The 21718-nt window shown below is 75.3% G+C and carries 19 protein-coding genes; 14 read left to right on the top strand and 5 right to left on the bottom strand.

What is annotated here, in order from left to right; genetic code table 11:
* Positions 1-97: 97 nt before the first annotated feature.
* From I003_RS0127000 to I003_RS0126990, 3 genes are read left to right on the top strand one after another with little or no spacing between them, the layout of a single operon-like run.
* On the top strand, positions 98-844 hold the full coding sequence (locus I003_RS0127000) for a lysophospholipid acyltransferase family protein (protein WP_027774354.1): 747 nt from the start codon (positions 98-100) through the stop codon (positions 842-844).
* Positions 841-1881 carry an NAD(P)H-dependent glycerol-3-phosphate dehydrogenase gene (locus I003_RS0126995; protein ID WP_027774353.1) on the top strand — a complete coding sequence of 347 codons (1041 nt, stop codon included), beginning with the start codon at positions 841-843 and terminating at the stop codon, positions 1879-1881. The genes I003_RS0127000 and I003_RS0126995 overlap by 4 nt, the downstream gene beginning before the upstream one ends.
* Positions 1882-1913: 32 nt before the next feature.
* Complete coding sequence (locus tag I003_RS0126990; protein WP_027774352.1) at positions 1914-3092, top strand: D-alanine--D-alanine ligase family protein; 1179 nt, start codon at positions 1914-1916, stop codon at positions 3090-3092.
* 36 nt (positions 3093-3128) lie between these two features.
* Here the strand turns inward: I003_RS0126990 and I003_RS0126985 are convergent, their stop codons facing one another.
* The gene (locus tag I003_RS0126985) at positions 3129-3719 is read right to left on the bottom strand and encodes a DUF3515 domain-containing protein (RefSeq protein ID WP_027774351.1); all 591 of its coding nucleotides are present in this window, start codon (positions 3717-3719) and stop codon (positions 3129-3131) included.
* Between the two features lie 23 nt (positions 3720-3742).
* Positions 3743-3976 (bottom strand): Lrp/AsnC family transcriptional regulator, encoded by a 234-nt coding sequence (locus tag I003_RS0126980; protein ID WP_018839656.1) that lies wholly within the window; start codon positions 3974-3976, stop codon positions 3743-3745.
* 137 nt (positions 3977-4113) lie between these two features.
* Here I003_RS0126980 and I003_RS0126975 point away from each other — a divergent pair, with 137 nt between their 5' ends.
* Positions 4114-5088 (top strand): thiamine-phosphate kinase, encoded by a 975-nt coding sequence (locus tag I003_RS0126975; protein WP_027774350.1) that lies wholly within the window; start codon positions 4114-4116, stop codon positions 5086-5088.
* A complete protein-coding gene (gene thiD / locus I003_RS0126970; protein ID WP_037721860.1) occupies positions 5081-5962 on the top strand; it encodes a bifunctional hydroxymethylpyrimidine kinase/phosphomethylpyrimidine kinase in 882 nt (293 codons plus the stop codon). The genes I003_RS0126975 and thiD overlap by 8 nt, the downstream gene beginning before the upstream one ends.
* 85 nt (positions 5963-6047) lie before the next feature.
* On the opposite strand, the gene rpmB is transcribed toward thiD, so the two are convergent.
* Positions 6048-6233 (bottom strand): 50S ribosomal protein L28, encoded by a 186-nt coding sequence (rpmB, locus tag I003_RS0126965; protein ID WP_027774348.1) that lies wholly within the window; start codon positions 6231-6233, stop codon positions 6048-6050.
* A 220-nt stretch (positions 6234-6453) separates the two neighbouring features.
* Here rpmB and I003_RS0126960 point away from each other — a divergent pair, with 220 nt between their 5' ends.
* A complete protein-coding gene (locus tag I003_RS0126960) occupies positions 6454-8154 on the top strand; it encodes a DAK2 domain-containing protein (protein ID WP_027774347.1) in 1701 nt (566 codons plus the stop codon).
* Positions 8155-8212: 58 nt separating this feature from the next.
* Here the strand turns inward: I003_RS0126960 and I003_RS0126955 are convergent, their stop codons facing one another.
* Together I003_RS0126955 and I003_RS0126950 are read right to left on the bottom strand one after the other, a co-directional pair.
* Positions 8213-11545, bottom strand: coding sequence for a tetratricopeptide repeat protein (locus I003_RS0126955; protein WP_027774346.1), 3333 nt, complete (start codon positions 11543-11545; stop codon positions 8213-8215).
* Positions 11542-13440: an HSP90 family protein gene (locus I003_RS0126950; protein WP_027774345.1), complete on the bottom strand. Its 1899-nt coding sequence runs from the start codon at positions 13438-13440 to the stop codon at positions 11542-11544. Before I003_RS0126950 ends, I003_RS0126955 begins: the two co-directional genes overlap by 4 nt.
* A gap of 164 nt (positions 13441-13604) precedes the next feature.
* Here I003_RS0126950 and recG point away from each other — a divergent pair, with 164 nt between their 5' ends.
* From recG to mutM, 8 genes are all read left to right on the top strand, one after another.
* Positions 13605-15884, top strand: a complete 2280-nt coding sequence (gene recG, locus I003_RS0126945; RefSeq protein ID WP_027774344.1) for an ATP-dependent DNA helicase RecG — start codon at positions 13605-13607, stop codon at positions 15882-15884.
* Positions 15885-16023: 139 nt separating this feature from the next.
* Entirely contained in the window at positions 16024-16599 is a 576-nt protein-coding gene (rsmD, locus tag I003_RS0126940) for a 16S rRNA (guanine(966)-N(2))-methyltransferase RsmD (protein ID WP_027774343.1), read from the top strand.
* A gap of 58 nt (positions 16600-16657) precedes the next feature.
* Positions 16658-17167, top strand: a complete 510-nt coding sequence (coaD, locus tag I003_RS0126935) for a pantetheine-phosphate adenylyltransferase (RefSeq protein ID WP_078564431.1) — start codon at positions 16658-16660, stop codon at positions 17165-17167.
* 24 nt (positions 17168-17191) lie between these two features.
* Positions 17192-18367 (top strand): hypothetical protein, encoded by a 1176-nt coding sequence (locus I003_RS0126930; RefSeq protein WP_027774341.1) that lies wholly within the window; start codon positions 17192-17194, stop codon positions 18365-18367.
* Positions 18368-18542: 175 nt separating this feature from the next.
* Positions 18543-19160 (top strand): YceD family protein, encoded by a 618-nt coding sequence (locus I003_RS0126925; RefSeq protein WP_051368530.1) that lies wholly within the window; start codon positions 18543-18545, stop codon positions 19158-19160.
* Positions 19161-19162: 2 nt separating this feature from the next.
* Complete coding sequence (gene rpmF, locus I003_RS0126920) at positions 19163-19336, top strand: 50S ribosomal protein L32 (RefSeq protein WP_018844671.1); 174 nt, start codon at positions 19163-19165, stop codon at positions 19334-19336.
* A gap of 18 nt (positions 19337-19354) precedes the next feature.
* On the top strand, positions 19355-20284 hold the full coding sequence (rnc, locus tag I003_RS33390) for a ribonuclease III (protein ID WP_078564428.1): 930 nt from the start codon (positions 19355-19357) through the stop codon (positions 20282-20284).
* A 7-nt stretch (positions 20285-20291) separates the two neighbouring features.
* Positions 20292-21146, top strand: a complete 855-nt coding sequence (gene mutM, locus I003_RS0126910; protein WP_027774339.1) for a bifunctional DNA-formamidopyrimidine glycosylase/DNA-(apurinic or apyrimidinic site) lyase — start codon at positions 20292-20294, stop codon at positions 21144-21146.
* The last annotated feature ends 572 nt before the right edge of the window (positions 21147-21718 follow it).

Raw genomic sequence — 21718 nt, 5'->3', positions numbered from 1 at the left:
GGGCGTACGGTGTTCTCGACAGACGTGTGACCCGGGGCGAGACTGTTTCGGCCACGAAACGCGCACCGAGGGAAAATCCGGGAAGGTGAAAAGGACCGTGTCACGGCGGAGGATCGGCTTCTGGTACCGGCTGGTCGCAGCCATCTGCAAGCCGCCGCTGCGGCTGCTCGCCAAGCGGGACTGGCGTGGTGCGGAGCACATACCGGCCGACGGCGGATTCATCACCGTCGTCAACCACAACTCGTATCTCGACCCGTTCTTCTATGCCCACTTCCAGTACAACACCGGCCGAGTGCCGCGGTTCCTGGCGAAGGACGGACTGTTCAAGAAGGGCATCGTCGGAACGGTGATGCGCGGCACCGGGCAGATTCCCGTCTACCGCGAGTCGAGCGACGCCTCCAAAGCATTCCGGGCCGCCGTCGCGGCCGTCGAGGACGGCGAGTGCGTCGCGTTCTACCCCGAGGGGACGCTCACCCGCGACCCCGGGCTGTGGCCCATGAAGGGCAAGACCGGCGCCGCCAGGGTCGCCCTCGTCACCCGGGCGCCCGTCATCCCCGTCGCCCACTGGGGCGCCAACGAGGTGCTGCCGCCGTACGGCAAGCCCCGGCTCTTCCCGCGCAAGACCTTCCGTCTGCTCGCCGGGCCGCCGGTGGACCTGTCGGAGTTCTACGGCAAGGAGCCCACCCCGCAGGTGCTCGCGGAGGCCACCGAGGTCATCATGGACGCCGTCACCCGCCTGCTGGAGGAGCTGCGCGGCGAGCAGGCGCCCGCCGAGCGCTTCGATCCGAAGACGGTGCGCGCCCAGCAGCGCCGCCGCTCCGCGGACCGTAAGGAGAACTCGTGACGCGCTGCGCCGTCTTCGGTACCGGCTCATGGGGCACGGCCTTCTCGCTGGTGCTGGCCGACGCCGGCTGCCGGGTGACCATGTGGGGCCGCAGAGCCGCGCTCGTCGACACCCTCAACGCCACCCGCGAGAACCCCGACTACCTCCCGGGCGTACGCCTTCCCGACGCGGTCACCGCGACCGCCGACCCCGCGGAGGCCGCCCGGGACGCCGAGTTCACCGTGCTCGCCGTGCCGTCGCAGACGCTCCGCGGCAACCTGGAGCAGTGGGCGCCGCTGCTCGGCCCCGGCACCGTCCTCGTCAGCCTGATGAAGGGCGTCGAGCTGGGTACCGCCAAGCGCATGAGCGAGGTCATCGAGGAGGTCGTCGCCAAGGAGGGCGCGGGCGTGGGCTCCGCGGGCGGCGCCGGCGGCGTCCGGGGCCGGGTCGCCGTGCTCACCGGCCCCAACCTCGCCCGCGAGATCGCCGCCCGGCAGCCCGCCGCCGCCGTGGTCGCCTGCGCCGACGAGGCGGTGGCCCGCCGGCTGCAGACCGCCTGCCACACCCCGTACTTCCGCCCGTACACCAACACCGACGTCGTCGGCTGCGAACTCGGCGGCGCCGTCAAGAACGTCATCGGGCTGGCCGTCGGCATCGCCGACGGCATGGGGCTCGGCGACAACGCCAAGGCGTCGCTCATCACCCGCGGCCTGGCCGAGACCGCCCGCCTCGGCAGCGTGCTGGGCGCCGACCCGCGCACCTTCGCGGGCCTGGCCGGCATGGGCGACCTCGTCGCCACCTGCTCCTCGCCGCTCTCCCGCAACCACACCTTCGGCACCAACCTCGGCCGCGGCATGACCCTCGCCGAGACCATCGCCGCCACCAAGCAGACCGCCGAGGGCGTCAAGTCCTGCGAGTCGGTGCTCGATCTGGCCCGCAGACACGCGGTCGACATGCCGATCACCGAGACCGTGGTGAGCATCGTGCACGACGGGAAGCCCCCGCTCGTGGCGCTGAAGGAGCTGATGTCGCGCAGCGCCAAGGCGGAGGGACACTGACGTTCCCCGACGCAGCGGGTAATGTGCGAGCGATGAGCAGCGAGCACTCCTTCGAAAGCCAGGGCCGCAAGCCGCGCGTCGCCGTCGTTTTCGGCGGGCGCAGCTCCGAGCACGGCATCTCCGTGGTCACGGCGGGGGCCGTGATGGGCGCGATCGACCGGAACAAGTACGAGGTGCTGCCCATCGGTATCACCGCCGACGGCCGCTGGGCGCTCACCGCGGACGATCCCGCGCGGATGGCGATCGCCGACCGCCAGGTGCCGAGGGTGGAGGAACTGGTCGACTCGGAGGCGGCGGAGGGCGCCGTCGTGCTCTCCGCCGACCCGGGCAGCCGCGAGGTCGTCTACACCGAGCCGGGGCAGGTACCCAAGGCGCTCGGCGAGGTCGACGTCGTCTTCCCCATGCTGCACGGCCCGTACGGCGAGGACGGCACGCTGCAGGGCATGCTCGACCTCTCCGGCGTGCCCTACGTGGGCTCCGGGGTGCTGGCGTCCGCGGTCGGCATGGACAAGGAGTACATGAAGCGGGTCTTCGTCTCGTACGGGCTGCCCGTCGGCCCGTACATCGTGATCCGGCCGCGCGAGTGGACCGAGGGCGCCCCCGGGCAGGAGGGCGCGGCGGCCCGCAAGAAGATCGTGGACTTCGCCGCCGACCACGGCTGGCCGGTGTTCGTGAAGCCCGCGCGGGCGGGCTCGTCCATCGGCATCACGAAGGTCGGCGGCAGTGGAGGGTTCAGCGCGCTGGAGGACGCGATCGCCGAGGCGCGCCGCCACGACCCGAAGATCATCGTGGAGGCGGCGGTCAGCGGGCGCGAGATCGAGTGCGGCGTGCTGGAGTTCGAGGACGGGCCGCGCGCCAGCGTGCCCGCCGAGATCCCGCCGACCACCAGTCACGACTTCTACGACTTCGAGGCCAAGTACATCGACTCCGCCGACGGCATCGTGCCGGCGCCGCTGACCGGGGAGGAGACCGCCGAGGTGCAGCGGCTCGCGGTCGCCGCCTTCGAGGCCTGCTCCTGCGAGGGGCTGGTGCGGGCGGACTTCTTCCGCACCGACGACGGCGGGTTCGTGATCAACGAGATCAACACCATGCCCGGCTTCACGCCCATCTCGATGTACCCGCGGATGTGGCAGGAGAGCGGCGTGAGCTACCCCGAGCTGGTCGACCTGCTCATCCAGGCGGCGCTGCGGCGCTCGACGGGGCTGCGCTAGCGCCCCCGCGGCCCGCGGTGCCCTGCAGGCAGCGCGTCAGAGCGTGCCCGGAACGGACCTGCCGACCGCGTCCGCCAGGTCCGTCAGGGCGTTCACCTCGGGCGCGTACGCACCGGGCACGGTGACTTCCACGAACGCGGCGCGCTGCGTGGTGATGAAGCGGGCCCCGTCGTCCAGGTCCTCGTACAGCCAGTCGACGCCGTTCACGCTCACCGTGTCGGCGGTGGGGTTGTAGTGTTCACTTCCGGGCGTGAGCACCTCCGGCCTGGGCACGCCGCAGCGCAGCTCGACGGCCGGGTCACCCCACCCGGCGGTCAGCGCCGAGACCGGATCGGTCTCGCGGCGCTTCTGGCCGTCGACGGTGCCGGGCAGCCGGTCGGCGAGCTCGCGGCAGTGGTCCACGGCCTTCCCCTGCGGGGTCGGCACGGCCACCTGCGGCGCGCCGCCGCCCCCGGAACAGGCGAGCGGGGCGGCGAGCAGCAGGAGCGCGGCGGGCAGGCGGAGAGCGGAGCGGTATGGCCGGGTGGGGCGGAAGTGCAGGGCGGGGCGGTCGCTCCGGGTACCGCGGTGCGCGGCGCCGCGGCGCCGGGTGGCGGAGCCGGTCGTGGGCGGGGTGCTCGGCGTCATCACCGGCCGAGCATACGGGGGGTCTAGAGATGGACGACCGGACAGGTCAGGGTCCGGGTGATACCCGACACCTGCTGGACTCTGGCGACCACGAGCCGGCCGAGCTCGTCGACGGTGTCCGCCTGGGCGCGCACGATCACGTCGTACGGGCCGGTGACGTCCTCGGCCTGGATCACTCCGGGGATCTTGGCGATCACTTCGGCGACGGCCGACGCCTTGCCGACCTCGGTCTGGATCAGGATGTACGCCTGTACCACGGGACCTCCAGGGGCGGCTTCGAGGATCATGGGGGGAGAAACGCCACCGTATCGCGTAGTCCGGCCGGCGCGGGAGGGTCGGGACCGGCCATGACGGGCGAGGTCGCGGGCGCCGGGTTGACGGAGGGAACGATCCGATGAGGGGCCACGGGCAGGGGCAGGGCACCGTCGGGGAGCTGGGCGAGTTCGGGCTCATCCGGGAGCTGACGTCCCGGCTGACCACCACGCCGGCGGTGCGGGTCGGCCCCGGGGACGACGCGGCGGTGATCACCGCCCCCGACCGCCGGGTCGTGGCCAGCACCGACGTGCTGATCGAGGGCCGACACTTCCGCCGCGACTGGTCGACGGCGTACGACGTGGGCCGCAAGTCCGCCGCCCAGAACCTCGCCGATATCGCCGCCATGGGCGCCGTCCCCACGGCCCTGCTCCTCGGCCTCGTCGTCCCGGCCGACCTGCTCGTCACCTGGCCGGCGGAGCTGATGGACGGGCTGCGCGACGAGTGCCAGGTCGCCGGCGCCGCCGTGGTCGGCGGCGACGTCGTCCGGGGCGACGCCATCACCCTGGCGATCACCGCGCTCGGTGACATGCAGGGCCACGAGCCGGTCACCCGCGCCGGCGCCCGCCCCGGCGACGTGGTGGCGGTGACGGGCTGGCTCGGCTGGTCCGCGGCCGGCCACGCCGTGCTGGCCCGCGGCTTCCGCTCGCCCCGCGCCTTCGTCGAGGCCCACCGCCGCCCCGAACCGCCGTACCAGGCGGGCCCGGCGGCGGCCGGGCTCGGCGCCACGTCGATGACGGACGTCAGCGACGGGCTGCTGGCCGACCTCGGGCACGTCGCGGCGGCGGGGAAGGTCCGTATCGACATCCGCACCGCGGCCCTCGACGTGCCCGGACAGATGGCGGACATCGGCAAGGCGGTGGGCGTGGACCCACTGCAGTGGGTGCTGACCGGCGGCGAGGACCACGCGATCGTGGCCACGTTCCCGCCGCAGGTGAAGCTGCCGGCGCGGTGGCGGGTCGTGGGCGAGGTGCAGGCGCCGTCGGCGGCGGCCCAGGTGACCGTGGACGGCGAGCCGTGGCGGGGCACGGCGGGCTGGGACCACTTCGGTGGGTGAGCCGGCGGGCGGGGGCGGGAGCACGCCGCCGCGGGTGCTGACCGTCGCCGGGTCCGACTCCGGCGGTGGCGCGGGCATCCAGGCCGACCTGAAGACGATGCTCGCGCTCGGCGTGCACGGAATGAGCGTCGTCACCGCCGTGACCGCGCAGAACTCCCTGGGGGTGCAGGGCAGTTGGCCGCTGCCCGTGGCGGCGGTGCGGGCCCAGTTCCGCAGCGTCGCCGACGACGCCGGCGTCCAGGCCGTGAAGACCGGAATGCTCGCCGGCGCCGAGACGGTGGCGGCGGTCGCGGACCTGCTGGACGGGACGCCCGCGCCGGTCGTGGTCGATCCCGTCGGCGTCTCCACCCACGGCGACCGGCTGCTGGCGGCCGAGGCACTGGACGTGGTGCGCACCCGGCTGCTGCCGGCGGCGACCGTCGTCACCCCGAACCTGGCCGAGGTGGCGTGGCTGACGGGGATACGGGTGGCCGGCGAGGCGGACATGCCGCGGGCGGCGGCGGCGCTGCTCACGTACGGGCCGCGGTGGGCACTGGTCAAGGGCGGCCATCTGGCGGCGGACGGCGGCGGGGACGCGGCGGATGCCGCGCCCGGCGCGGATGCCGTGGATCTGCTGACGGACGGCACCGAGGAGCACTGGCTGCGCGCGCCCCGGCTGCCCGTGCGGCACACCCACGGCACGGGCTGCACGCTGGCGAGCGCGATCGCCGCATATCTGGCGCGGGGCCGGCGGGTGCCGGAGGCGGTGGCGGCGGCCAAGGAGTACGTCACAGGGGCCATCGCCGGCGGGTTTCCGCTGGGGGAGGGGACGGGGCCGGTGGACCACGGGTGGCGGTGGCGCACGGACGGCGGCGCCGGGGTGCGTACGGCCTGACGGCGTCACGCGGACGCGGCGGACGCGAGAGAGCCGGCCCACCCCGCGGTGGACCGGCTCGCCGTGCGTGGGCGGCTGCGCTACGTCAGCGCGAGACCTTGCCCGCCTTGATGCACGAGGTGCAGGCGTTGAGGCGCTTCGGCGTCCCCCCGACCACGGCGCGCACCCGCTGGATGTTGGGGTTCCAGCGGCGGCGGGTGCGGCGGTGCGAGTGGGAGATGGCGTTGCCGAAGCCCGGCCCCTTGCCACAGACGTCGCAGTTGGCAGCCACGGGTCACTCCAAGCTTCTGATGCACGTACGGTCGGATCCCGGCGGCACGCCCTCCTCCGGAAGGAGCAGGCCGGCCGTGCCGGGGAAGGAAGGCCCGGTACGGGACCGGGCAACCTGCGCAGCATACTACGGGGCTTCCCGGCGGAGGAAATCGCCGGTCCAGCCGCTACGCTGCGGCTACACCGTACCCGGCCTTGCCGTCGTCCGTTCCGAGGGGGTTGTGCAGGTGCTCGACGCCGCTTCCGTGCGGGCCTGGTGCGTCCTGGCCCTGGAGGCGCTGGGCCGCGGCCGGGAGGAGATCGACGCCGTCAACGTCTTCCCGGTCGCCGACGGCGACACCGGGACGAACCTGTATCTGACGGTGGAGTCGGCGGCGCAGGCGGTGGACGCGGTGTACGGGGCGTTCGTGGCGGAGAGCGCGGGCCCCGGCGGCGGCGTGGAGCCGGCGGTGGCGGACGTCCTGCGGGCGATGGCGCACGGCGCGCTGATCGGGGCGCGGGGCAACTCGGGGACGATCCTGGCGGAGCTGCTGCGCGGGCTGACCGGCGCGGTGGTGGCGGAGGCGGGTGCCGGCCCGGGTTCCGGGGCCGGGGACGGTGAGCTGCTGGCCGTCGCGCTGCGGCGGGGCGCGGACGCGGCGCGGGCGGCGGTGGAGCATCCGGTCGAGGGCACGATGCTGACGGTCGCCGACGCCGCCGCCGAGGCGGCCGGGCGCTCCACCGCGGGCGGCGCGGCGCGGGCCGCGCGCGGCGCGTACGACGGTGCCCGGGAGGCGCTGGCCGCGACGACCGGGCAACTGGAGGCGTTGCGCCGGGCGGGCGTCGTGGACGCCGGCGGGCTGGGGCTGGTGGCGGTGCTGGGCACGCTCGCCGACGCGCTGAGCGGCGCCGCCCGCCCCACGGAGCTGGGGCCCGAGGGCCCGGCCGGCCGCGGCCCGGGGAACCGCAGGACCGCCGCCCGCCACGACGACGGCGCCTGCGCGGCGCCGGACGGCGGCGGCCCCGCGTACGAGGTGATCTACCTGCTGGAGGCCGCCGGCGAGGCCGTCGCCCGGCTCCGGCCGCGGCTCGACGCACTCGGCGACTCCCTCGTCGTCGTCGGCGGCGACGGGCTGTGGCGGGTGCACGTGCACGTCGACGACGCCGGTGCCGCCGTCGAGGCGGGCGTCGAGGCGGGGCGCCCGTACCGCATCCAGATCACCCATCTCCCGGCCGGCGCCGCCTCCGGCGCGCCCGCGCGGGCCGTCGCCCGCGAGCCCGGGGGCAGGGCGGTCGTCGCCGTCGTGCCCGGCGACGGGCTGGCGGCCCTGTGCGCCCAGGCGGGCGCGGGGGTGGTGACCGTACGGGAGGGGGAGCCGCCCGCGAGCGGGGAACTGGCGGAGGCGATGCGGATCACGGGCGCTCCGGAGGTCGTACTGCTGCCCAACGACGCCGAGTTGAGGCACACCGCCGCCGTGGCGGTGGAGGAGGCGCGCGCCTCCGGCGTACGCGCGGCCCTCATCCCCACGCGCGCGGCGGTCCAGGGCCTGGCGGCGCTGGCGGTGCACGATCCGGGGCGGCGGTTCGACGAGGACGTCGTCTCCATGACGACCGCGGCCGGCGCCACTCGGCACGCGGAACTGGCGGTCGCGGAACAGGAGGCCTGGACGACGGCGGGGATCTGCCGCCCCGGGGACGTGCTCGGGGTGGTGGAGGGCGACGTGGCGGTCGTCGGCGGCGACCTCGCGGAGACCGCGGAGGCGGTGCTGGACCGGATGCTGGCGGGCGGCGGCGAGTTGGTCACGCTGGTGCTGGGCCCGGACCTGCCCGCGGGCTTCGCCGCCCGGCTGGAGGAGCACGTACGCGGCGCACATCTGGCGGTGGACACGGTGGTGTACGACGGCGGGAGCCAGTCGGCGCCGCTGCTGATCGGGGTGGAGTAGCGCGGGCACGGCGTGGCCGGACGGCGCGGGGCGGTGCGGCGATCCGGCCCGGCCGCCCTCAGCCCTCCGCGTACTCCAGCAGCGCCCGGGCCTCGTTGAGGCGGGACTGCGCGGTCTCGGTCGCGGCGCCGCCGTCCGGGTACGCCGCGAGCACCGCGCGGGCGCGTTCCGCCGCCGCCCCGGGGCGGCCGAGGTCGGCCTCCAGCCAGGCGGCGAGCAGTTGGGCCCCGGTGTACTCGTCGAGGCACTCCGGGCCCAGCTCGGCGAAGCCCGCCACGGCGCGTACGACGTGGGCCAGACCCTCTTCGTACGCGGCGCGGGCGGTGGCGGCGGCGGCCTCGTCGGAATCGTGCGGCGTGAGCCCGGGGGCGGCGGTGATCAGGTCCCCGGTCTGCCGGTGCGTGGCCGCGAGTTCGGCGAGCAGGACGTCGCGGCGCCCGCCCCGGACAGGGGACGGCCCGGCGGCCCCGGGGCCCGCCGGGCCGTGCCCACCGGCGGTGTCCCGTCGCGGATCCCCGTTTTCCGGCGGCCGGGGACCGGCCCTCTCCGGGTCGCCCGGCCCGGAGGCCGCGTCCGCTGCCCCCGCGGCCTCCGCCTGACTTCCCGGACCGGCACCACCCGTGGGGCCGGCACCGCCCGCCGGACCGGGCCGGCCGCCGGGCCCGGGCATCTCGCCCAGGGCCGTCGTCAGCTCCTGCTCCGCCTGCTCCATCAGCGCGCGGCCCGCCGCCGCCCCCGCCCTGCCCGGCCGGAGCGCCAGCCAGGCGCGGGCCCTCATCGTGCGGATCAGCGCCGGGACGTCGCCCAGCTCCCGCCACAGCGTGCCCGCACGCTCGTACGCGCGGTCGGCCTGGGCGTCCAGATCCGCCGCGTTGAGGGACTGCGCGGCCAGCGTCGCCAGCATCGCGTGGTCGCGGGCGCCGTCGCGGTCCCAGCCCGCGGCGATCTCCGCGGCCAGCACATACTGCTCGGCCGCCTGCTGGTGCTCCCCGAGCCGCCCCACGGCGTCCCCCAGCCACCGGCGGGCCTGGACCACGGACCCCTCGCCGTGCAGCTCCGCGCTCAGCTCGCCGAGCGCGTCCTCCAGCACCGCCGCCGCCTCCGCCGGACGGCCGAGGCGCAGCAGGGCGCCGCCGAGGTGGTGGCGGGCCCAGGCGCCCGTCCGGTCGGAGTCGCCGGCCTCGTCGGCCCACAGGGCGGCTTCGAGCAGGTGCTCGGCGCCTTCCTCGTCGCGGCCGGCGCTGCAGAGGATGTCGGCGAGCTGGAGGTGCAGTCCCGCCTGCCCGGCGGAGCGGCCGTACGCGGCGCTGTGCTCCAGCGCGGCCCGGGCGGCGCGCTCGGCGGTTTCGCGGTCGCCGAGCAGGGAGGCGAGGGCGGTGAGCGCGGACCGGGCCCGCACCGCGTACCAGGGCACGCCCGCCGTGTCGTACCCGTCGGCCGCCCGCGCGTACAGCGCGGCGGCCCGCTCCGTCTCGCCCCGGCGGGCGGCGAGTTCGGCCCGGAGTTCGTACGCCTCGGCGATCCGGCCGGCGACCGGCGGATCGTCCGCGTACGGCGCGGCGAAGTCCAGCACCGCGGCCACCGCCTCCTCGGCGGTGCGGGGAGCGCCCGCGCCCGCGGCGGGCCGCCCGCCGGGGGCGGCGTGCGCGGGCCCGCCGGTCCCGCCGGGGCCCGTGCTCCGGGAACCGGGCTCCGGCGGGCGCGCTCCGCCCGGCGCCGCGCCTTCGCCGTGCAGGATGTGGATACGGGCCCGGCAGATCAGCGCGGTCGCCGCCTGGGCGGCCGTGGCGCGGCCCTCGGCGTGCAGTGCCAGCGCACGGGCGCAGGGCTCGGCGACGGCCGCCAGGGCGTCGTCCGTGCGGCCGGCGTGCGCGAGGGCGGACGCCGCGCGGGCCCGCGTCGCCGCGGCCTGGCCCGGATCGTCCGCGGCCTCGAACAGCCCGGCCGCCGTCCGGAACAGGGCCGCGGCCTCGCCGTCCGGCCTCCCGGGGTCCATCGCGCGGTGGGCGGCGGCCTCCGCGCGGTCGCGCGCGGTCAGCCCGGTGCCGGCCTCCGCCGCCGCGCGCGCCGCGTCCGCCCAGGCCCGTACCGCGTCGGGGTGGCGGGCCTCCGTCCGCTCCCGGGCCCTCTCCAGCAGCTCCGCCACTCCCACAGCCGCGGCCTGCGCCCCGGCGGCGGCCGGGGGAGCGGCGGCGCGGCCGGCCGCGGGGGCCACGCCGGCCCGCCCCACCCGGCGCACACGTAACCCCAGCGGCAGCCGCTCCGCCAGCGGCGCCCGCGTCATCCGCTCGCGCACGGTCGCCGACACCGCCGCCGTGCCGTTGCGCGCGTCGAAGCGGCCGGCGAGCGCCAGCGCCTCCCGCTCCGCGTACGCCCGCAGCTCCGTGACCGTCCACTCCCGGCCCGCGCTCCCGGCACCCGGCGGGCCCACCACCCGCTCCCCGCCCAGGCCCAGCCCGGTCAGCCGCCGCGTCAGCAGCGCCGTGACCGCCAGGTACGCCATGAGGCTCGACGGCTCCCCCCGGTCCGCCAGATACGCCGGCCGCTCCGCCAGCAGCTCAAGCCCCCGCGCCTCGTTGCCCGTCAGCGCGCAGAACTCCACGTGCCGGGCGAACGCGAACCGCATGCTCTCCATCCGCCGCACCATCCGGTGCCCGCGCAGATGGTTGGCCCGGGCCTCGTCGGTGCGGCCCAGCCGCAGCAGCGGCAGCAGGGACTCCGCGAGCGTGGCGTGCGGCTCGTGCACGCAGGCCTGCACGCCGTCGAGTACCGGCGCCCACAGCTCCAGCGCCGCGGCGTCGTTGCCGTGCCCCGCCTCCCGGCCGCCCTGGGCGCGTAGCTCGCAGGCGTGGCAGTCGCTCATGGCGTCGCGCTCCGCGGCGCACCAGGCCGCGTACGCGCGGGCGGCGCGTGCGTCGTCGCCGATGTGCTCGGCGATGTGGTACTCCGCCTGCCGTACGGCGCGTTCGCTGTGCCCCGCCAGGCGGTAGCGGCGCTCCATCTCGGCGAGCCACTTCTCCATCGCCGCCACCGGGATGTGCGGCTGGTCCGTCATCCCGGCGGAGACCCACTTGAACATCCAGAACAGGTGGTGGGTGTCCTCCTCGTCGAAGTCCCCGGGATGCTCGTCCCACATGCGCAGCAGGCGCGCGAAGGGGACGAACATCTTGTCCTGCTCGGAGCTGAAGTTGTACGTCTGCAGCAGGTGGATCAGGCCCTCGACGACGAACGCGGGCCGGCCCGTCCGCTCCGCCTCGGCGAGCAGCCGCTCCGCGCCCGCGTTGCGGCCGGGGCCCTCGGGCTCCTGCGCGTTGTCGTGCAGGGCCTGACGGAAGGCGGTGAGGTCGGCGGGCGGCCCGGCGGGCGCCGGCGAGGGGGCACCGGCGCTCATCTCGCCTCCTCCCCGTCGGCGCCGCGCTCGTCGCCGCCATGGTCCGCCGCCCCCGGCGGGTGCGTCGCCCACTCCAGCAGACCGGCGAACGCCCGGTTCAGCAGCGCCGAGTCGGCCGGCCGCAGCGGGCGCTGCGCCATCAGCAGCGCCTGCCCGTACAGCGCCTCGACCGCGCTGCCGACCAGCTCGGGGGCGCCGAGGGCGCCTATCCGGCGCACCAGCGGGCTGCGGTGGTTCAGGACGAGCCGGGCGCGCGGGGCGCCGCCGCGCAGGCTGCCGAGGATGTCCGCCCACAGCTCGTCGGCCTGCTCCTCCTCGTCCGCGCGGGCACGTTCGTGCCGCGCGGCGCGGTCGTCGAGGTGGAGTGCGGGCACCGTCAGCGGGTGGAAGGCGCGCAGCACGACGTCGCAGGCGAGCGGGTCGAGGCGGGCGCGGGCGACTCCGAGGAAGCCCGACAGGGCCAGCTCCTCGGCCGGATCGACACTGTCGAGGTGCGCGGTGACGGTGTCCGGGTCCAGCTCGGCGACCGCCGTTCCGGGACGCACCCGGGGCAGCAGCTCGACCAGCTCCGCGTCGTAGGTGTAGCCCCCGTTGACGACGCCGATGCCCTGTGCGGAGGCGATCGGCGCGACCTGCCGGAACTCCTCCACGCTGCGGGTGAAGTGCACCACCGGGTGGCGCTGCGCGAACTCCGCGAGCGACACCTGCCCGTCGGTGGTCTCGAACGGCAGCCACGGCAGCATCGTGCGCAGCATCTCCTCGTCGTGCCGGGCCAGCGACTTCACGCCCAGGTGGTGCACGGAGAGGAACTGCGTGAGCCGGTCCGGGTCGCCGGTGGCCAGCGACGTCAGCCAGTCGCGTACGGCGCCGCCGAGCGCCTCCCGTACGGCCAGCAGCGTCTCGTCCTCGTACAGGGCCTCCCGCGAGGCGGTCGGGCGCAGGCTGTCGGTGTCCACGACGCAGCGGACGAAGAACGCCCAGTCGGGCAGCAGCCCTTCGGCCCGGGTGGTGAGCAGCATTCCCTTCAGATGCACGCGGTGCCCGGCGCGCCGGGCGGGACTGACGGCGGACGGCAGCACGTACGCGACCCCGCGCACGCCCGCGAGCGGGACGTCCAGCTCGACGGCGTCGAGCGGGGTGAAGCCGAAGACCTCCCGGCAGTGGCCCGCGAGCGCCAACCGGCGGGCGGCCGGGCCCGGGTACCGGCGGTCCCAGACGGCGGGCAGCTCGGTGACCGGCGTCTCGCCGACGCGCACGTCGTACGGCAGGAGCGAGCCGAAGTCGCGGGCGAGGCCGGTGACGCGCGCGGGCTCGAACCACTCGGCGCAGCCGGGGCGCGGCGTCAGGTACACGGTGGTGCCGGGCTCGGGGCGGGCGGCCGGGGGGAGGGTCCGTACCGCGTACGAACCGTCGTCGGCCGCCGTCCACTCCACCGGCGGCGCCCCGGGAACCCGGGCCGACCTGCTGACCACCCGGATCCGCTCGGCCACCAGGAAGCAGGCGAGCAGGCCGATGCCGAACCTGCCCAGGAACCCCGCCCGCACCGACTCCACGCCGTCGGCGCGCTTGGAGCTGCGGCCGATGGTGGCGAGCAGCTCGTGCACCTCCGCCTCGGTGAGCCCCACTCCGCTGTCCTCGACGCGCAGCCCGGCGGCCGGGCCGCCGCTGCCCACGGGCGCCTCGCCCGCGTCCGGCTCCGGGTACAGCCGGATCCGGTCCGGCGCCCCGGGGTCTGCCGCGCGGCGGGCGGTGACCGCGTCGACGGCGTTCTGCAGCAGCTCGCGCAGGTAGACCCGCGGACTCGAGTACAGATGGTGGGAGAGCAGGTCCACCAGACCGCGCAGGTCGACCTGGAAGGTATGGGACGCGGTGGGCGCAGCGTTCTCAGAAGTCATCGCGAGAGCGCCGGCGGGGGGTGGACGTGGCGGCGCGGGTCGGGCGATCCCGATCGGCGTCGGTGATCGCGAAGGGGAGTTCGGGGCGGACCATCGTAGGACCGGGCGGGCCCGGCTTACCAGGGTTTCCACGCTCTGTCGGCCCGATGGTGTGCAATGGACGCGTGTCCGTGCTGGAAGAGCCCCTGAAGAAGTCCGTCGGCGACCGTACCGCCAAGGCCATGGCGGAGCACCTGGATCTGCACACGGTCGGAGACCTGCTGCACCACTACCCCCGGCGCTACGCCGAGCGCGGCGAGCTGACGCGCCTGGCCGACCTGGAGACCGACGAGCACGTCACGGTCGTCGCACAGGTGGAGAAGGCCGCCATGCTCGGTACGGGCCGCGGGCGCCGGCTCGAAGTGGTCATCACCGACGGCAGCGGCCGGCTCACCCTCGTGTTCTTCGGGCGCGGCGCGTACCACCCGCAAAAGGAGCTGCTGCCCGGCCGGCGCGCCCTCTTCGCCGGCAAGGTCACCGTCTTCAACCGCAAGCGCCAGCTCGCCCACCCCGACTACAAACCGCTCTCCGGCCGGGACGGCGCGGGGGCCGACGCCGAGGCCGACGAGTGGGCCGGCAAGCTCCTCCCGCTGTACCCGGCGTGCCGCCAGCTCGCCTCCTGGCAGCTTCAGCAGGCCGTCGACACCGTGCTGGACGGGCTGGAGGCGACCGGCTGGGAGGGCGTCGCCGACCCGCTGCCCGCGGCGCTGCGGGCCGAGCGCGGGCTCGTACCGCTGCGTGAGGCGCTGGTCAAGGTGCACCGGCCGAAGACCAGGGCCGACCTGTGGGCGGCGCGGGAGCGGCTGAAGTGGGACGAGGCGTTCGTCCTCCAGGTCGCCCTGGCCCGCCGGCGGCACGCCGACGGGCAGTTGCCCGCGGTGCCGCGGGTGGCGCCCGCCGAGGGGCTGCTCGCGGACTTCGACGCCCGGCTGCCGTTCACCCTCACCGAGGGGCAGCGGCGGGTCTCCGCCGACATCTTCGCCGACCTGGCCGGCGACCACCCCATGCACCGGCTGCTCCAGGGCGAGGTGGGCTCCGGCAAGACGCTCGTGGCGCTGCGCGCGATGCTCGCCGTCGTGGACGCGGGCGGACAGGCCGCGATGCTCGCGCCGACCGAGGTGCTGGCGCAGCAGCACCACCGGTCGATCACCGGGATGATGGGCGAGCTGGCCGAGGCCGGCCTCCTCGGCGGCGCCGAGCACGCCACGAAGGTCGAGCTGCTCACCGGCTCCACCGGCGCGGCGGCGCGCCGCAGGGCGCTGCTCGACCTGGCCACCGGCCAGGCCGGGATCGTCGTCGGGACGCACGCGCTGATCGAGGACAAGGTGCGCTTCCACGACCTGGGCCTCGTCGTCGTCGACGAGCAGCACCGCTTCGGCGTCGAGCAGCGGGACGCGCTGCGCGCGAAAGGCAACCGCGGGGACGACAGGCGCACGCCGCACCTGCTGGTCATGACCGCCACGCCCATTCCGCGCACGGTCGCCATGACGGTCTTCGGCGACCTGGAGACCTCCGTGCTCGACCAGCTCCCGGCGGGGCGTTCGCCGATCGCCAGCCACGTCGTGCCGGCGGCCGACAAGCCGCACTTCCTCTCCCGCGCCTGGGAGCGGGTGCGTGAGGAGGTCGAGGGCGGCCACCAGGCGTACGTCGTCTGCCCGCGCATCGGCGACTCCGCGGAGGAGACGGAGACCGGGGGCGGCACGGGCGCGAAGGGCGGATCCGGCGCGAAGGGCGCGCGGGGAGCGAAGGACGCGCCGTCGCCGGAGGACGAGGCGGAGAAGCGCCCGCCGCTGGCGGTCCTCGACGTCGCCGCACAGCTCTCCGCCGCCCCCGGGGCGCCGCTGGCGGGGCTGACGGTCGAGGTGCTGCACGGGCGGATGCAGCCGGACGCCAAGGACGACGTGATGCGCCGCTTCGCCGCCGGCGAGGTGGACGTGCTGGTCGCCACGACCGTCGTCGAGGTCGGCGTCGACGTCCCCAACGCCACCGTCATGGTCATCATGGACGCCGACCGCTTCGGCGTCTCCCAACTGCACCAGTTGCGCGGCCGGGTCGGCCGCGGGTCGGCCGCCGGCCTCTGCCTGCTGGTCACCGAGATGCCCGAGGGCACGCCGGCCAGGACCCGGCTGGACGCGGTCGCCGCCACGCAGGACGGCTTCCGGCTCTCCCGTATCGACCTGGAGCAGCGCCGCGAGGGGGACGTGCTGGGGCAGGCGCAGTCCGGGGCCCGCTCCAGTCTGAAGATGCTCGCCGTCATCGACGACGAGGACGTCATCGCCGAGGCCCGGGACGCCGCCGCGGCGATCGTGGCGCAGGACCCGGAGCTGGCCGCGTACCCGGAGCTGCGCGGCGCGCTGGCGAGCCTGCTGGACGACGAGCGGGAGCAGTTCCTCGACAAGGGCTGAGCCAGGGCCCGGGACCGGGGCGGCACGGGGCGCCGTGCCGGCCCCGCCGCCCGGCCCCCACGGGCGGCGCCGCGGCCGTCGCCCCGGAGGCATATCGTGGGATGGACCGCGCCCGTGAGGACAAGGACACCCAGCAGCCATGACCCGCGTGATCGCCGGCACAGCCGGCGGGCGGCGCCTGGCCGTGCCGCCCGGCACCGGCACCCGGCCCACCTCCGACCGCGCCCGCGAGGGTCTCTTCTCCACCTGGCAGGCCCTGCTCGGCCCGCTCGACGGCCTGCGCGTCCTCGATCTGTACGGCGGGTCCGGCGCCGTCGGCCTGGAGGCGCTGTCCCGCGGCGCCGGGCACGCGCTGCTCGTCGAGGCCGACGCCCGCGCCGCACGCGTCATCCGGCAGAACGTCCGCGCCCTCGGCCTGCCCGGCGCCGAGGTGCGCGCCGCCCGCGCCGAGCAGGTCGTCGCCGGGCCGCCGCCCCCGGACCCGTACGACGTGGTCTTCCTCGACCCGCCGTACGAGGTGGACGACGCCGCGGTGGGCGAGATACTCGTCACACTCCGTGCCCACGACTGGCTGTCCCGGGCCGCGCTCGTCACCGTGGAGCGCAGCACCCGAGGAGGCGAATTCCCCTGGCCCGACGGGTTCGAGGGGCTGCGGGCCCGACGCTACGGCGAAGGCACGCTCTGGTACGGTCGCGCCGCCTCACCGGCCCCATGACCGCCCGCCCCGTCCCCGTCACCGACGCGGGACCCGCACCGAAACCCCCACGACCCTCATGACCGGAACCGAGAGCGAGGAACCTCCGTTGCGCCGCGCCGTCTGTCCGGGGTCCTTCGACCCCATCACCAACGGGCATCTCGACATCATCGCCCGGGCCTCGAAGCTCTACGACGTCGTGCACGTCGCCGTGATGATCAACAAGTCGAAGAAGGGGATGTTCACCGTCGAGGAGCGGATGGACCTCATCCGCCAGTGCACGACGGAGTACGGGAACGTGGAGGTCGAGAGCTTCCACGGCCTCCTGGTGGACTACTGCAAGGAGCGCGACATCCCCGCCATCGTCAAGGGCCTGCGCGCCGTCAGCGACTTCGACTACGAGCTGCAGATGGCCCAGATGAACAACGGCCTGTCGGGCGTGGAGACCCTCTTCGTCCCCACCAACCCGACCTACAGCTTCCTCTCCTCCAGCCTGGTCAAGGAGGTCGCCACCTGGGGCGGTGACGTATCCCACCTCGTACCCCCGGTTGTCAACCGGGCACTTGACGAACGCCTCACCAACTCCTAGCCGGGCGCCGTAGAGTTTTTCCCCATGGACGTGCAGAGGAAGCTCGACGAGATCGCGGAGGCCCTGCAGGGCGCGCGGTCCATGCCCATGTCGGCGTCGTGCGTGGTCAACCGCGCCGAGCTGCTCGGCATGCTGAACGAGGTGCGCGAGGCCCTGCCCGGGTCGCTCGCCCAGGCGCAGCAGTTGCTGGGCGGGCGCGAGCAACTGGTCGAGGAGGCCCGCCGGGAGGCCGAGCAGATCCTCGAAGAGGCGCAGAACCGGCGCAGCGCGCTGATCTCCGACACCGAGGTCGCCCGGCACGCCCAGGCCGAGGCCGACCGGATCCTCGGCGAGGCCCGCCAGGAGGCCGAGCAGATCAGCGCCGAGGCCGACGACTACGTCGACAGCAAGCTCGCCAACTTCGAGGTCGTCCTCACCAAGACCATCGGTTCGGTCGACCGCGGCCGGGACAAGCTGCTGGGCCGCGCCCCCGGCTACGACGACCCGCAGGCTTTCGGCGACGGCCAGGACCCGGCCGGCGAGGCGCCGGAGCGCAGCGCCGACCCGCAGGAGCAGCGCAGGCGCGCGGACACCTACGTCGAGGCGCAGTTCCAGGCGTTCCAGTCGGTGCTGACCAAGACCCTGGAGGCGGTCGGCCGCGGCCGGCAGAAGCTCCAGGGCGCCCGGCCCACGGACCAGCTCGGCGAGACCTTCGGGCAGCCGGGTGCGGGGCACGCGGGCACGACGGACGAGAACTACCTCGCCGAGCTGGCCGAGCTGGCCGACGGCCCGGCGCACGGCCCCGGCGGCGCCTCAGGGCCCGCGGTCCCGCCGCCGCCCGCCCAGCAGCCCCCGCACGCCGTCCCCCAGCCCGCCGCCGCGTACTACGACGCCACCGGCGCCCAGGGCTACGCCCAGACCGGCTACGCGCAGCCGGAGCAGCCGGACTACCCGCAGGACTACGGCCACGGCTACCAGCCGGGCTACGAGCAGCCCGACCCCGGCTACGGCTGGCCGCAGCAGGCCGGGCAGCCGGACCAGACGGGGGGCGGTGCGTACGCCGACGCCGCGCAGCAGATGCCGTACGGGCAGGGCGACCCGCACCTGCCGCAGCAGGGCGGCTACACCCCGGCGCCCGCCGCGCTGGACGAGACGAGCCTCTTCGACACCAGCATGATCGACATGTCGCAGCTCCGGGAGTACGACGACCGGGGCCGCTGAGCCGCGGGGGGCCTCCGCCGGGCCCCGGCGGCGGACCAGCGCCCGGATTGGGTCCTGGGCGGGGTCTCCAGTATTCTGGACCCTCGCCGTATCGCGCCCGTCCCTGCCCGCCACGTGCAGGGTGCACGAAAGCAGGAAAGCCCTGAAAGCCCATCCGGACCACCGCGCCCCTCTCGTGTTCGACACACGGGACCTGGGCCGCCGTCCCGGTACGCTCAAGCGGCTGACCCGCGAAGTGCCGGCGCCCAAGGACCTCGGCAACGAGGTCGTGGGCGTGCCGGAGGGCGACCCCGTCGAGCTGGAGCTGCGGCTCGAGTCCGTGATGGAGGGCGTGCTCGTCACGGGTACCGCCCGGGCACGGGCGACGGGGGAGTGCGTAAGGTGTCTGGAGCCGCTCGGGCAGGAGCTTCGAGTGGACTTCCAGGAGTTGTACTCCTACCCGGAGACCGACGCCAGGGGCCGTGTGGCCCGCGGCGGCGGCTCCGCCGCGGACGCCGAGGAGGCGGACGCGGAGGAGGAGACGCTGTACCTCGAGGACGACATGTTCGACCTCGAACCGGAACTGCGCGACGCGGTGGTGCTCGCACTGCCGCTGCAGCCGGTGTGCCGGGAGGACTGCCCGGGCCTGTGCCCCGACTGCGGGGCGCGGCTCGCGGACGACCCGGACCACCGGCACGACGTCGTCGACGCCCGGTGGGCGGCGTTGCAGGGACTCGCCGAGACCGTCTCGGACGGCGAGAAGGACGATGCGAGCGGCGCTGACGATGGCGCCGGCGAGAAGCAGGAGAAGTAGCCGTGGCCGTTCCGAAGCGGAAGATGTCGCGCAGCAACACGCGCCACCGCCGGTCGCAGTGGAAGGCTGCGGTCCCGCACCTGGTGGCATGCGAGCGCTGCCACGAGCCGAAGCAGCAGCACATCGCATGCCCGAACTGCGGCACGTACAACCGCCGCCAGGTCCTCGAGGTCTGAGCGACGGGGAGAAGGCTCATGTCAGATGCCACTTCGCCGCGGAAGGCGCCGGCCGACACAGCCTCGTCCCCCAAGATCCTGGAAGAGCGGCTCGGGTACGAACTCGAGCCCGCCCTTCTGGTACGCGCCCTCACCCACCGCTCGTTCGCGTACGAGAACGGCGGTCTGCCCACCAACGAGCGGCTTGAGTTCCTCGGGGACTCGGTGCTCGGTCTGGTGGTCACCGACACGCTGTTCCGGGGCCACCCCGACCTGCCCGAGGGCCAGTTGGCCAAGCTGCGGGCCGCGGTGGTCAACTCGCGCGCGCTCGCCGAGGTCAGCCGCGGGCTCGACCTGGGCGCGTTCATCCGGCTCGGCCGGGGCGAGGAGGGCACGGGCGGCAGGGACAAGGCGTCGATCCTCGCGGACACGCTGGAGGCCGTCATCGGCGCGGTCTACCTGGACAAGGGACTGCAGGCGGCGTCGGAGCTGGTGCACCGGCTGTTCGACCCGCTGATCGAGAAGTCCTCGAATCTCGGGGCGGGCCTGGACTGGAAGACCTCGCTGCAGGAGCTGACGGCCGCCAGAGGACTGGGCGTGCCGGAGTACCTGGTCAGCGAGACCGGGCCGGATCACGAGAAGACCTTCACGGCTGCCGCCCGCGTCGGTGGTGTCACGTACGGCACCGGCACCGGCCGCAGCAAGAAGGAAGCGGAGCAGCAGGCGGCGGACACCGCCTGGCGCGCGATCAGCGCGACCGGGACGGATCGCGGGGCGGGCAGGGGCGCGGCCGGGAGCAACGGCTCCGCGGTCGCGACACCGGAGTCCCCACCGGCGGCTGCGCCGGCCGGTCCGTCCGCGTCGGCGGGTGCGCCCGCCTCCGCGGATGCGCCGGCGGAGGCGAAGGACTCCGCGGACGGCGACGCCGCGGCGGGTTCCGCCGGGGCGGCGCAGGCCGCCGACCGGTAGCGCGGCGATGCCGGAGCTGCCGGAGGTCGAGGTGGTGCGCCGCGGCCTGGCGAAGTGGGTCGCGGGCCGGAGCGTCGGGTCCGTCGAGGTACTGCACCCCCGCTCCGTACGCAGGCACCCCGCGGGCGCCGCCGACTTCGCCGCCAGGCTGACGGGGCACGCGCTGGGGGAACCCCGGCGCCGGGGCAAGTACCTCTGGCTCCCGCTGGCCGACGGCGCGGAGTCGGTGCTCGCGCACCTGGGTATGAGCGGCCAGTTGCTGATCCGGCCCGAGGGGGCACCGGACGAGAAGCACCTGCGGATCCGGGTCCGCTTCGCGGACGAGACGGACACGGAGCTGCGCTTCGTCGACCAGCGCACCTTCGGCGGCCTGTCGCTGCACCCGAACACCGCCGGGGGAGTGCCGGACGTCATCGCGCACATCGCCCGCGACCCGCTGGACCCGGCGTTCGACGATGCGGCCTTCCACGCGGCGCTGCGCAGCAGCCGGACCACGATCAAGCGGGCGCTGCTGAACCAGTCGCTGATCAGCGGCGTCGGCAACATATACGCGGACGAGGCCCTGTGGCGCTCCCGCATCCACTACGAGCGCCCCACCGCCGGCTTCACCCGCCCCCGTACGGCGGAGCTGCTCAGCCACGTGCGCGCCGTACTGAACGCCGCACTCGACGTCGGCGGCACGAGCTTCGACAGCCTCTACGTCGACGTCAACGGCGAGTCCGGCTACTTCGCCCTCTCGCTGGACGCCTACGGCCGCGAGGACGAACCCTGCCACCGCTGCGGCACCCCGATCCGCCGCCGCCCGTGGATGAACCGCTCCAGCTACTTCTGCCCCCGCTGCCAGCGCCCGCCACGCACCTGACGCGGCCGGCCGCCGCCGAGTGGCCCCGTCGGCCGGTTCGCCGGGGGCGGAGGGCGGGGCGGTGGTGTGTGGGGCTGGCCGGCGGCCGTGGCGGCGGCCCTTGCCGGGCTGGCGACGGTGGGGGGACCGGTATCGGGCGGGCGACGGTGCCGGGGGCCGGAACGGTGTCGGGGGCGGAATGGTGGCGGGGCTGGAACGGTGCCGGGGCCGGACGGTGCCGGGGGCAGAGCGGTGTCGAGGGCCGGAACGGTGCCGGGGGTGGAATGGTGGCGGGGGCAGAGCGGTGTCGAGGGCCGGAACGGTGTTGCGGGAGGTTGGTGTCGTGGGCGCCGTTGTTTGCCCGGAACCGCACGTCCCCTCACGCCCGCCCAAGGGTATGCGCCTGGTCTGACAGTGAACCAGGGTGACCGGCGCCGGCGACCGGCCCGTCGTGTGCGCGGGGCGGGTGCGGGGGTACGTGTCGGGGTGGGGGTTGGTGCGTGGGGTGGGCCGGTGTGCGGGGTGCCCGCGTCGGGGTCGTCCGTGGTGGGCGCGGGTCCGGGGGTGTCGGTGTCGGGGTGGGGCGGTGTCGT

Source organism: Streptomyces sp. CNQ329 (genome assembly GCF_000482585.1).
This window is presented reverse-complemented; position numbering and strand designations above follow the sequence as displayed.

Excerpts from the sequence above, each read along its gene's own strand:
- I003_RS0126950 (WP_027774345.1), bottom strand. The coding sequence starts at position 13,440 with ATGACTTCTGAGAACGCTGCGCCCACCGCGTCCCATACCTTCCAGGTC.
- mutM (WP_027774339.1), top strand. The coding sequence starts at position 20,292 with ATGCCGGAGCTGCCGGAGGTCGAGGTGGTGCGCCGCGGCCTGGCGAAG.
- I003_RS0126955 (WP_027774346.1), bottom strand. The coding sequence starts at position 11,545 with ATGAGCGCCGGTGCCCCCTCGCCGGCGCCCGCCGGGCCGCCCGCCGAC.
- coaD (WP_078564431.1), top strand. The coding sequence starts at position 16,658 with ATGACCGGAACCGAGAGCGAGGAACCTCCGTTGCGCCGCGCCGTCTGT.
- rnc (WP_078564428.1), top strand. The coding sequence starts at position 19,355 with ATGTCAGATGCCACTTCGCCGCGGAAGGCGCCGGCCGACACAGCCTCG.
- I003_RS0126930 (WP_027774341.1), top strand. The coding sequence starts at position 17,192 with ATGGACGTGCAGAGGAAGCTCGACGAGATCGCGGAGGCCCTGCAGGGC.
- I003_RS0126985 (WP_027774351.1), bottom strand. The coding sequence starts at position 3,719 with ATGACGCCGAGCACCCCGCCCACGACCGGCTCCGCCACCCGGCGCCGC.
- rsmD (WP_027774343.1), top strand. The coding sequence starts at position 16,024 with ATGACCCGCGTGATCGCCGGCACAGCCGGCGGGCGGCGCCTGGCCGTG.
- I003_RS0126990 (WP_027774352.1), top strand. The coding sequence starts at position 1,914 with ATGAGCAGCGAGCACTCCTTCGAAAGCCAGGGCCGCAAGCCGCGCGTC.
- I003_RS0126975 (WP_027774350.1), top strand. The coding sequence starts at position 4,114 with ATGAGGGGCCACGGGCAGGGGCAGGGCACCGTCGGGGAGCTGGGCGAG.